At 42.7% G+C, this 11,933-nt stretch carries 8 protein-coding genes; 3 read left to right on the top strand and 5 right to left on the bottom strand.

Features of this window, described 5'->3' with window-relative positions:
• The first annotated feature begins 60 nt into the window (after positions 1-60).
• Positions 61-306 (top strand): family 1 glycosylhydrolase, encoded by a 246-nt coding sequence (locus tag G337_RS29525; protein ID WP_028863390.1) that lies wholly within the window; start codon positions 61-63, stop codon positions 304-306.
• Positions 307-776: 470 nt separating this feature from the next.
• Here G337_RS29525 and G337_RS0107750 read toward each other — a convergent pair whose 3' ends face one another.
• Positions 777-1,751, bottom strand: coding sequence for a LacI family DNA-binding transcriptional regulator (locus tag G337_RS0107750; protein ID WP_028863389.1), 975 nt, complete (start codon positions 1,749-1,751; stop codon positions 777-779).
• A gap of 525 nt (positions 1,752-2,276) precedes the next feature.
• Between G337_RS0107750 and G337_RS27625 the strand changes: the two genes are divergently transcribed.
• Both G337_RS27625 and G337_RS0107740 read left to right on the top strand, forming a co-directional pair.
• Positions 2,277-4,889 (top strand): glycoside hydrolase 5 family protein, encoded by a 2,613-nt coding sequence (locus G337_RS27625; RefSeq protein ID WP_051303061.1) that lies wholly within the window; start codon positions 2,277-2,279, stop codon positions 4,887-4,889.
• A 247-nt stretch (positions 4,890-5,136) separates the two neighbouring features.
• A complete protein-coding gene (locus tag G337_RS0107740) occupies positions 5,137-5,730 on the top strand; it encodes a hypothetical protein (protein WP_028863388.1) in 594 nt (197 codons plus the stop codon).
• 587 nt (positions 5,731-6,317) lie between these two features.
• Here G337_RS0107740 and G337_RS0107725 read toward each other — a convergent pair.
• The 4 genes from G337_RS0107725 to G337_RS0107710 form a co-directional block, all read right to left on the bottom strand.
• Positions 6,318-7,415 (bottom strand): SGNH/GDSL hydrolase family protein, encoded by a 1,098-nt coding sequence (locus tag G337_RS0107725; RefSeq protein ID WP_028863387.1) that lies wholly within the window; start codon positions 7,413-7,415, stop codon positions 6,318-6,320.
• An 87-nt stretch (positions 7,416-7,502) separates the two neighbouring features.
• Entirely contained in the window at positions 7,503-8,420 is a 918-nt protein-coding gene (locus tag G337_RS0107720; RefSeq protein WP_028863386.1) for a MalM family protein, read from the bottom strand.
• Between the two features lie 93 nt (positions 8,421-8,513).
• Positions 8,514-9,800: a carbohydrate porin gene (locus tag G337_RS25800; RefSeq protein ID WP_084605312.1), complete on the bottom strand. Its 1,287-nt coding sequence runs from the start codon at positions 9,798-9,800 to the stop codon at positions 8,514-8,516.
• A gap of 19 nt (positions 9,801-9,819) precedes the next feature.
• Positions 9,820-11,562 carry a DUF5060 domain-containing protein gene (locus tag G337_RS0107710; protein ID WP_028863385.1) on the bottom strand — a complete coding sequence of 581 codons (1,743 nt, stop codon included), beginning with the start codon at positions 11,560-11,562 and terminating at the stop codon, positions 9,820-9,822.
• Positions 11,563-11,933: the final 371 nt, after the last annotated feature.

The raw sequence follows: 11,933 nt of genomic DNA, 5'->3' as shown, positions 1-11,933 counted from the left end.
TCGGCATGAGGTCATGACTACCTACTGTTCTCAGACATTACCAGGGAAGTGAGGTGAGTTTTGATTGAATGTAAAATTCATGGACTGCAAGAATCAATAGCTGCAGAAAAGTGTCTGTGCTGTTTGACTGAAGAGGATATTAGTACTTATAAAAACCGTTTTGGTTTTGTCGAAGTTGATATTGAAAACAGTTTGAACAGTCAAATTAAAAAGTCAGGGCGGTGGTTTAAGACTATGCTGGAAAATAATGGTCTCTGTATCGCGCTTATGAACAACAACCGTCTCAGGCTGTTATTAGGAAAGTGAGGTAAGTTTTGATTGAATGTAAAATCCATGGATTACAAGAGTCAACAGCAACTAATAAATGTCTGCGTTGTCTGACTGAAAACAGATGTGCCGCACTTAACCGTGCCCGGGCTGATAAATCAAAAAAACGCAAAGAACTTTTGTCCGCAGAACAGGTGAAAGAGCGTCATTCGCTTCGCTCTATGATCGTATTTAATCAAAGAAAAAAGCATTCTAAAACATTGTATTTAATAGAGTAAAAGTGCAAAGAGCGGTTATTGAAAAAGTGCTTAGCTGTTGGTGCAGTTAAATCTCCAGGTGTTAACTTTGCCGTCTTTTATTGCTTTGAACTTCCCCTGCAGTATTGTCTGCCATGATTAAAGCGCAGATCCTCAGAGTATTATTTTATCATTACTGTATGCCGGATAAAAACCGTTTCCGGCTGCACAGCTGAATATTGTGCTCTTTTAAACTGAATAATTCTCAAGGGATTACTGCATAGTAATAACAGAATCTCCAGTTACTAAGCGGCCTGTAATTGTATGCACATCAGCTGGAGGATCATAAACATTAATCTCACTCAGTATTGACTCTAAACGTGTTAAAGCAATATTCACAATAAGCTCGTAAGGGTAAGTAATAGTGGTTAGTTTAGGTGTCAGGTAGTGCGCCAGCTGCGAGCCTTCCAGGCTGATAACTGATAAGTCCTTAGGGACATGAAGATCAAATTCGCGCAGTTGATTCATTATTTCAGCAGCCTGTAGATCACGTTTAACAATCATTGCGGTACATTTTCTGTTGTTTTTAACCAGTGATATGATTGTCTGATCCGAACTGGGAGTTGTGGTAAAAATAAGCTGGCTGTTAAGCGGTCTGGCAAATTCCTGCAGAGCAACTTTCAAACCTGTAATCATATCCTTACTGCCCTGATCATCCCGGGAGTCAATAAGCAGGCCGATATTCCGGTGGCCTTTATTGATCAGATATCTGGTTGCCGTTTCGGCTGCCTGGCTATAATCGTAATTGAGGGAGCTGTTATCGTCAGAGTTTTTATTATCGACTTTCAGTAGTTTAGGTGACTGCAGATCGGTGTGATATCCGCCGAGTAAAATAACTGCTTCGCTGCTGCTTTCAGTTAGTTTCTGCAGGCGTTTGCCTTGTTCTTCTTCATTGTGGAAAAAATGCACTATCATATGCTTGCCTAATTCGGACAGTTTTTTCTCCAGATAAGGCAGCATTTTTGCAAATCTAACCTGATCCTCTGCGGAAAGCAGGATGGAAATATTGTCAGATTTTTGTCTTGCCAGATTTCGTGCAATGGTATTCGGCTGGTAATTTAATTCACGAACGGCATCAAGCACCGCTTTACGGCTTTGTTCCCGAACTCCGCGGCTGCCCGTGAGCACACGAGAAACAGTTGCAATAGAGACATTGGCGAGTTGTGATACATCATTAATTGTTGCCATATTTAAAATTTATACTATTCAGTCCGTTAATTCGAGAATTCTACCATGTTTCATATTGTTGAATAAGTTATTTAGCGGAAAACATCACTGTGATTATCTGCATAAGATTTTTTGATTTTTGTGGTGCTCTGATTTTATCGGCGGCAGTGTTTATTAAAAGCACCGCCGCGTCAGATAAAAACTGAATTCGTATGCTGTAGTTTTGTTATATCGAATAATTATCATTCTTATATGTATCGTAACGTTATGATCTGGATCTAAAAATAGATGCTAACTTAGATCAAGCTCGCAAAAGCAAAGCAACAGGCTTATATATTTTGCTGGTATCGACTAGATTTGGTTTGTACCCAGTTAGTAACCATATCGGTATTTTAAAAATCGTAACGTTACAATTTCAAGGGGGAGGGTGATGATAAAACAGCTTATTAAAGGGATATGTTTATCGGCATCATCACAGCAATAACAAGACAGGGTTAGGTCTAAACGGAATAATCTGCTCTGTATTAATTACTGAAGGGAAGTCAAATGGTTAAAAGTACATTTAAATTAACTGCCGCTGCAGCCGCTATTGCTGCATTGTCGGCGTGTAACGTCGTAGAGCCTGATGCAGCTGCAGATAGTGCGGCTATTGGGGGCGGTAGTAGTAACAGCGGCAGTGTTCCTGCTAACTTTACTGCTGTGGATATTACAAATTTCGACGCCATGCTTACATATTCAAATAATATTGCAGTAGATGATCAAAATACTGAATATTACTCCGATGACAGTACTCGCTTAAAGCGCGGGGATAATACGGCACAGGAGATTGAATATCTTGTTAATGGTGATATCAAAAACATTAAATTAGTCACTTATTACGATAAGAAGGTTGCTGATAGCAGTAGTTTTGAGATTTTCCTTTCAAAAACAGGTGAGAATTATAAAGCCTTTGCTGTTGTGCAGGCTGCAACCGGTGTAAGTTCTGACTGGGTAAATCAAATGGAAACGAATCTGGAGAATATCCCGGCAGGTTATGATTTCATTAAAATTGTTTTTCCGGTGCTTGAGGGTAATGATGAATTACCATGGAACCCGCAGTTAGGTGATGTTTTTTTTGATGTTACTGAAAATACAGCTCATGCTGCCGATAATGTCAGAGGTCTTGGTGGAAATATTGGACCCGTTGCCGGCGGCCAGGCTCCGTTAGCTGTACCGCCTGAAGTTGCCGACGCGACATATAATCAGTTTGATTATTACGTAACCCGTGGTCTGGGCGCAGAGGGTAATAAACTGTTTGACGGCAGCAGTGAATTCCGCTTTGTTTCCTTTAACACGCCTGAATTGTTTATGCAGGAAAGTCCTTTCTGGCGTCCGATTGATCCCTTTGAAACAGAAGATACGCTAAAAAGTATCGCTGCTATGGGCGGTAAAGTCACCCGCAGTTATGTGCTGTCGGTGAAAAATTCGAATAACCCTGATGGTCCGTTTCATATTACCTTCGGCAGTAATAATGAGCTGCAGTTCAATGAAGACCTGTTTGCTGATCTGGATCTGGCACTTGACCTTGCGAATAAACATGGTGTCCGCATTATTCTACCTTTGATAGATAATTGGTCCTGGTGGGGCGGTATGAGTGAATATGCGGCTAACCGCGGTAAAACGAAAGCAGAGTTCTTTACCGATCCGCAGTTAAAAGCTGATTATAAAACCATTGTTGATTATGTATTAAACCGTACAAATACTATTTCAGGTATTAAATATAAGGATGATCCGGCGATTTTCGCCTGGGAAACCGGTAATGAGCTTCCCTCTGTTCCAAGTGCCTGGACAACGGAAATGGCCGCTTATATTAAGTCAATAGATGCAAATCACCTGGTTATGGATGGTTCATTTGACGGAATATCTGAGGTTGCAATTGCGGATACAAATGTTGATATTATTTCCAACCATTATTACGGTACTGGATCGCAGGCCAGTGGTGATTATACTGCCCGCTTCTTAGCTGACTGGAATATGACCAAAAACAGCAAACCTTTTATTGTTGGTGAAACGGGTCTCAGCGGCATTGATACTATTAATGCTGTTATACAGAGCGTTATTGATCAAGGAGCAACGGGTATTATGCTCTGGAGCCTGCGTCCACAGGATGCACAGGGCGGATATTTAAACAAAAAAGAAGATAACGTTGTTTACCATGCTTATCACTGGCCGGGTTTTGCTGAAAATGACAGTTATGAAGAGCTGGCTTTAATTAACTCCGTCTGGGCTAAAGCTTATGAAATAAATGCTGAAACTAAACCGGAACTGCCGGCACCTAACGGTACGCCGGTAATGCTGCCTGTCACTTCTGCTGCAGATATCCGCTGGCAGGGGGTTACAAATGCCCAGTATTATGATGTTGAGCGCTGCGATCAGGCTAACGACTGCAGTGCTGAAGTAAACTGGATTGTAGTTGGTAATGATATTGTTACCGGCGGCACTGATGCTTCTAATTATATGCAGGTATCTGTGACAGATAACTCTACTGGTGTTGAGGTGGTTCATGAAAATGTATCTATTCAGAAACTGTTCAGCGACCTTACTGTAGGGGTTAATACAACTTATTCTTACCGGGTAAAAGCCTTTAATAAAACCAGCACTGGTCTGGAGCAGGAGAGTGTTTATTCTAACCTGGTTTCATTTACCAATGTTGCGGCTCCGGATCTGTATTTAGAAGATCATTATACGGATTTAAGTAAAGTGTATTACATGGATGAATGGGCGACTGCAAACCTTGTTGCTGAGACAGGTAATTCATTTAATTTTGCCGGTGATGATAATCGTGTAAAACGCAAAGAGGATCAAGCTAATGCGTTAACCTATCAGCTGGCGAATGATATTCAGTCAATCGTTCTCGATACCTATTTTGATAACGGCAATGCTGGAACTGCAAACTTTACTGTACAACTTTCAGTGGACGGCAGCAGTTATGATAATCAAGTGCTAAACAGCACGATAACTGACGGCGGCGGTGAATATTACTTTAAAAAAGTGGCGTATACGGCAGCTGTAGACGAGTCTCAAGGTTATCGTTATATGAAGATTATTTTCCCTGCAACCGGAGACGGCAAGCCCTGGGCACCGCAGCTGGGTTATTTAAAGGTTGATATTAAAGACTAAGCTGCCTTTTAACTGCTAACTAAAAAACAGCCGGTTCTCCGGCTGCTTTTTTGTTTATCTAAGATCCGTTTTTGTGCCTCAGCATGAGGTAATCTGCAGCACAAGACAGATAACAAACAAAAGCTTCGAATATTACTTAATTGTAACGTTGTTATTCAGGCCGCTGAGGAATTTAAAAGCCTGCCGCGCTGCCGGTTAAGTGTATAACTGAGCTCAATTATAAATCTACTTATAACCGAGGTATAAAATGCATCCTATTTTTACTGTTAGTAACATAAATAAATCATTAGGCTTAAAAAAATTAGCCAGGGCAGCATCAGTTATGATGTTTGTCGGTATGACAACTGCGTGCGCAACATCTTCTGGTCCTGCGGGACCTGCCGCTTTTAATGAAGGGATTTTTGTCGATACCATGGCAAACCTGGATCTGGCGATGGAGAATTCAGGTAATCTGCAGTTTGAACAAGGCGATGATTATGATCGTTTCGGCGGTGATACTGATCGCGTATTAAGAAAATACAACGATGCAGAAACAATCACCTACCTTTTTGACAATGATATCAAAACTGTGATAGTGGACAGTTTCTTCTGGCGTAATGAAATGGAGCTGGGAGTTGAAGATTTTTCTATCGAAGTTTCAAGTGATGGAGAAAACTATATGCCGCTGGATCTGGCTATTGATGAAGATGAAAATATTTACGATCACTGGCAGCAGGTCACTTATACCGGTACTACCGAAGAAGCCGGTAACAAATATCTGCGTATTACTTTCCCTATTTCTCTCAATGATACCAACGGCTGGGCACCACAGCTGGGTAATCTCACTGTAAGCAGCCTTTAATCTCTTTAGCTGATGTTGTTAGTACATTTTCAGCAGCTGCCGGAGCACACTTATATGCTCCGGCAGTTTTTTTATAACCTGTAGAAAGCGCACTTTTTAATTCCGTTACAGCCTGACCGGCTGTAACGGAATTAACAGGCACTTAGGTTATAGTTTCTCTCTTCAGTGCATTTCTGTAATCATCTTCTTCCCGGGCTGCACGGTACTGTGAATATCTTTTCTAAAAGCAGCTTCCCCGTGAATGCAGTAGATATTCAGGTATTTCTGCTGTTTCAACCAGCAGCTTACAGGCTGCTGAACTGTCCCTGCGCTTACGGCCTTCACCGCCTGCCTGTTTATTGAATTCGTTGTGCACTTTGAATCGTTTTTATATAGAGAAATGAGCCGGAAAAATATAGGCTGAGGAAAGAGCTGGATCTGTGTTGTTATGAACAGCAGGCTGAGTAATAGATTTATATATTAGAGTATTTTAGTCGTTAAAAGGCTGCTAACTGCCGGGCTGTTGAAGAGCGGGATATTGCGCCGTAAAGCGGCTTTGAGCTGCTTTACGGCAGACTCGAAAGCCGTTTATCGAGCAGATGTAAGTTTTAGTTCAGGTGCCAGTTCATTTTTTCACTGATAAAGGCCGTCAGCTTATCGGCCATAGCCTGATGGTGCTTTACCCTTGGGTGCTTATTAAAGCCGTTATAGTCAAAAAAGAAACTGTCGACTTTGTTATCATTGAAATCCTTACGATATTGAGCCACTGCTTTGCGGATATATTCTGGCCATGGACTGCCTGGTTTGACTGCATCCATACCGCCTAACGCGGCAATGATATGTGCATCAGGATATTTGCTTCGCAGTGTATAAATAAAATTATAATAAGCCTTGATACGCTGCATTTTTGTCGGAGGAGGGCTGAACTCACTGTCAACCAGCCAGCTGTCATTCTGCATCAGGTTGATAACGACAACATCGGGAGTCCATTGACTGAAATCCCATTTTTTCCCGTTAACCCCGCTGCCGTCTAACTGATCGTAATAATCTGTCATTGTCCAGTTAAACCAGCTGACCATTAAACCTATGCCGCTGGAAGAGATACTGACATGTTCAGCATTCAGGGCTCTTGCTGTTATTGCCGCGTAACTTAAGTAATTATTTTTTTCCGCCATGTTTTTATCGCCGGCGCTCATTGCAGCTTCGTTGCCTAAACCGCTGGTTACTGAATCTCCATAAAATTCAATACGGCGCAAAGGGCGGGGGGGGGGCGTGTTAAGGCGGGCATCTTTATCAAGGATTAATCCGTGAAAATAAGTACCGCCTTCATGTCCTTCTGTGCGTTTGCTGATGGTAAGCGAGTGACTGCCCGGGCTAAGGTTTTCTGCCAGCAGGTATTCATTACGCCCGCTTTTACAGTCAATCACAATCGGGTTTTGCCAGTCATTGTCCAGAAAAACATTAAAGTAGTTATTACCCAGTGTATCGTCCAGAATAACGGCTAGTGAAGTCCCGGTAAAGTTCGCCTGGATCATAGTACCAGGCCAGGTAATATAGGGGGCTTCCTTAGTGCTGAAATCAATTCTACCGCTATACTGAATGTGTTGATCTGCTGCTGAAATATTCGCCTGTCTGATTCCTGAAGAGCAGGATACATTCAGTACTGCCAGAAACAGGATTAAAAATAGTTTTGTTGTGTGGTGCATAATAAATCCTTTTATTAACGGTTATACCCAGTCTACCTCGAGCAGTTCTGCCTCTTGAGGTAGACTGGTTATGCAGGAATTAGCGGGTTATTCGGTTATATCCGGGGCGCTTTGCTGAATCTGCTGCAGTGCTTCGATAAACAGCTGGCCTGCTTCTTTATCACCCGCTTGTTCGGCTTCCTTAACCAAACGCATAGCCGTGCTGAAATCTTTTTTGTCAACAGCCGTTTTTATGGCTTTATGGCGCAGATCGCTTTCAGCTGCTGTGCTGCTGACAACGCCTGTGACTTTTTTGTAGCTGCTGAGTGAGCCGGCAGGCTGGGAGCTGCCGCCGGAAAGCATCTCAGTGATAATGCTCTTAGATTTCAGGGTTAAGCGTACTACGCCAGTCGGCACTAAGGCCGCATAAGTTTTCTGGCGCTTAAGTGCAATAATGCCGCGATTTTTGGCATAAAGTTCTTCAGGGTGGGCCAGTTGAATTTTTTCATTATAAGCTTGCGGGTCAGAAGTGATTATCAGGTAACGAGCCTGAGCTGTATCCGCCGATGTTAGTGATATGGAGTTTTTAAAACGATCCGGATCGGTGAATCTAGCCGGAGAATAGCTGAAGGTTTCGCTGTTAATCTGGCTTAGTTTATTCCACTGCGCATCGTAAAATAGAACCAAAGGGGCAAAAACGGTCTTGTTAATAACAATCGCCTCAACATCTAACTGCGATATATCAGCGTTTTGAGGGAGCTGATAAGCGCTGATAAAACGCTTATTTTCTGCAAATTTTAATTTTGGGCTGCCGTTGTCAAAAGTACTGAATGTCTGAGTATCAAGCGGCAGAGGTGTTAAAGGGATGCTCTGCAGAGAATCGCAGCAGCTGCTGTCTGTTGAAGCAGCTGCAAAACTTGCTTCGCTAGTGGCGGGTAAGGAATTCATATCGGCGCTGCTGTAAAAACGAGTACTGCAGCCGGACTGAAATAGGATTAATAAAGCGACGGATAATATTTTTTTCATAGTCTTATTGCCTGTTTAATGATTCAGCCCCCAAACAGCATATGCTGTTTGGGGGCGTAGAAGGGCTGCTGGGGCGTGGTTATTTATACCTGCTTACCACCATGCTTCGAAGTTAAAACCAAAGACATATTCAGAAGTATCTATATGTGAACTAGATGCAGCTGCACCGGGAATACGGTCAAACCATTCTGAACTGGCTGGTTTCCACTCTTCCGCCTGCTCTACGTAACTTGCATAAATACGTATTGCCGGGCGTGACCACACTCCAGGACCCGCCTGGATCTGTTGAGAAATGGTCGCTTTGAATGTTTCATTTTTACCTATGTTCGTCTGGTCTTTAGCCATATCGTAGCCAATCTGAAATGCAGTAGTATGGAAGCTGTTCCAGGCATACTGCGGCTGGATACCGATACTAGCCCACTCTGTACCATTGCCGTTATCAAGATCAATCTTCTGATAAGCAAGTACGTACATCATGTCAATCGAGTTGCTCAAACGCACTTCACCGTTGTCCACAAAACGCAGGCTGCTGCCTTCATGCTCCAGACCAAGGAAATATTTATTTGTAGTGCCTACACCGTCCATCAGGCCGCCGGCTAAACCGTCTACACCATACTGTAAAGTCATACGGTTAGTACCGCGTGACCATATTTGATTGTATGCCGCAGTTAACATATAGCCGTCATTGCTGATGTTATATTCAGCAGGCGATAGATCGCGATTCTGCAGGGTGGCATAGTTAATACCAAGTGTCAGATCTGCACCTCGGCCCAGATTAATATCCGAAATACGGAAATCGAAACTGTGTATAGCACCGGCCTGGTACTGATCCGGCTCTTCTGTCGGCTGACCGAATTTTGCATCCGGTGCAAACCAGGCAAAGTGTGCATTAGCAAATCCAAGGTCAATATTTTCAATCCCGATACCGGTATCGGAAGTATCCCAAACCTTAACATCGATCAGGAATGCTTCATGCTGGCGGTAATAACGGCGTCCGGCCCAGACTTCTGCCTGCGGCTGGCCCGGGATTACATCGGTTGCCCCGACATACATCTGCTGGGTACGGATTGAGCTCCAGTCTCCTCCGCCGTTACCTATCATCCAGGTTACATCAAAAACACTGTTACTGATCTTAGCTACATCACCGGTTAATCCTGCTTCCCACCAGTTTGCTTCATTACCTAAACGAAAATTACCAAAACCTCCTGTAGTGGCAATTACACCGCTTACTTCACCTGAGCCGTTATTACGTTCATCACTGTTGGTATACATTTTTCCCCATTTAGCATAACCAATAAATTCTGGAGATTCTAAAGCCATTGTCGGAGCTGATAACATTGCGCCTGCAATCACGCAACAAGATAATATGTGTTTCTTCATCCTTAAAGCCTCTTTAAGATTAGTTAGATAAAATGGTTGGGTTTAAAATCAAGACAACATCTTTTTTGCTGGCAAGCTTGGCCAGCTGTATGGTTATCTGATTTTCGTTTGCTGTAACCTTGTTTAATTCGGTCGTTTTACCTGTCCAGGTATTGTAAAGTTCAACTTCATAGGTCCCGTTTAGTTCACCGCTCTGTCCGCCGGAAAGAGTAACGGTAACGTTTTTCAAATCAGCTCTTTTGGTATTGTTAACCCAGATATAATGAGTATCTTTATTCTTTAGAGCCCGGTTCATCAGGTTGTACTTAACTTTTACTGATTCACTGTTAGCAAATAGTTCATCACCGGCGGTTAATCTGTCGATAAATTCAGCCGCATACTGCAGATGGAAGTTTTTGCCTGCCGCGTCATAGTCTTCCCACCACCAGGTCATAGGTAAAAACGGTGTTTTGCTGAACATGCTGATCCACATACTTTCATGCAGATGTACTGCGTATTCATCAATTCGATCCTGTACACCTTCCCAGCCAAGTGCTGCTTCGCCTACGGCATAACTTTTGTCGTAACGTTGCGAAAGTTCCTTAATCTTTTTTTCAGTGGCAACAGCGGACATACCGTATAAGTGCGTTTGAATAAGATCTAAACCTTCACTGGCGAATAACCCTTCAATCTCTTTATGGCTGACACTGGTGGTCTGAATGTGATTGTACGGATCCGTTTTATCCAGATACTCAGACATGGTTTTATGCCAGCTGGTAACCGCCTGATCGGAAATATTCTGATCTTCTTTGTAGACGGCATTATCAACTTCATTCCAGAATTCAATGGCGGCTATATTGGTGCTGTAACCCCAGCGTGCAACAATGTAGCGCAGACGATCCTGATAGCGGGAGATAGCATCAGGGTGAGTAAAAAATTCTTCAGGTGTGGCTGCCGGACCGCCGTTTTTTACGTTGTACGGGTTAGATTTCCAAAAATCATTACCCCAGTTATCAAAATCTTTGGCCCATAAAGAACCATGGTAATCCATTACTAAAATCAGGTTTACATCATTCTTTTCCGCATTATCAATAAGGTAGTCAAAACGCTCAATCGCTTCAGGATGCAGACCCTTGCCGTTATAGTCTGAGTAGCGGCCGTAGACAGGTTTGTTCCATTCCAGAGGAATGTTCCACGGTGCGTTAACCCAGGTGCGGACCAGGTTTATTTTGTTCTTTTTCATCTGACGCATCCAGTACTCATAGGTATATTCCGGATTGTCACCAATGCTTAAACGCGCTTCCCAGCCGATATTCATGCCGACGCCGCGAAAACGTTCGCCGTTGTCAAATACCCAGCTCCCCTGGTTTTCATCCTTGCTTAGAAAACCTTTATCTTGTGAGTTTAAAGAGACAAATTCGAATGATTTAGTCAATAAGTTCTGCTCTTCGTGGCTGGCGGCAACCTGGTATCGATACTGGCCTTTTTCCTGCGGTGCAAAATTGAAACCCCAGAATGTTTTCCCGTTTTCCGAGCCTTTATAGAACATCGGCATGGTGATCTTTTTTCCGCTCGGTGTTGTGATCAGAGCGTCAACTTTAATTTCTTTTGAATCAAACGGGTTATCGAATTTGTGACCACTGGTAGTAAAGCTATGGCTGTATTTATTGTACAGGGCAACATTTCCCTGTTCCTGTTGTTGGGCTGCAACCACTATTTCACTCGCGAGTGCTGGGCTTGATACCCCGGCGGCGAGTAGAAACGGAACTATTTTTTTAATCATGATGTACTCCAAAAAAATCCACTTTAAATTTGAAAATTATTTAACTCAAAGGTCCGCATAAAGAGATAAATACGCGCAGTCATAGCGATGACTGGTAATCCTGAACGTTTAAAAGTGCCGGCTTTTGAGCTAAATACTCAAACACTGGTGAAATCGAAACGTTACGATTTTCATTTAAGTTAAGGCGAATTTATCAGCAACTATAGTTTCTTGCAATCAAGATTGGGCTTGCTTAACTTGCCTTTGTGATGTGCTTCTAAAATTATTTTTAAAATGAACTTTGTTGTAACGTTACGGCTTGTGTTGTTTTATTGTGTTTTTTAGCCGGCTGAATATAAAGTACTTCAGGGAGATGGCTAGAAAATAGTGCT

This window comes from Psychromonas aquimarina ATCC BAA-1526, assembly GCF_000428725.1.
GTDB classification, from domain to species: Bacteria; Pseudomonadota; Gammaproteobacteria; order Enterobacterales; family Psychromonadaceae; genus Psychromonas; species Psychromonas aquimarina.
This window is presented reverse-complemented; position numbering and strand designations above follow the sequence as displayed.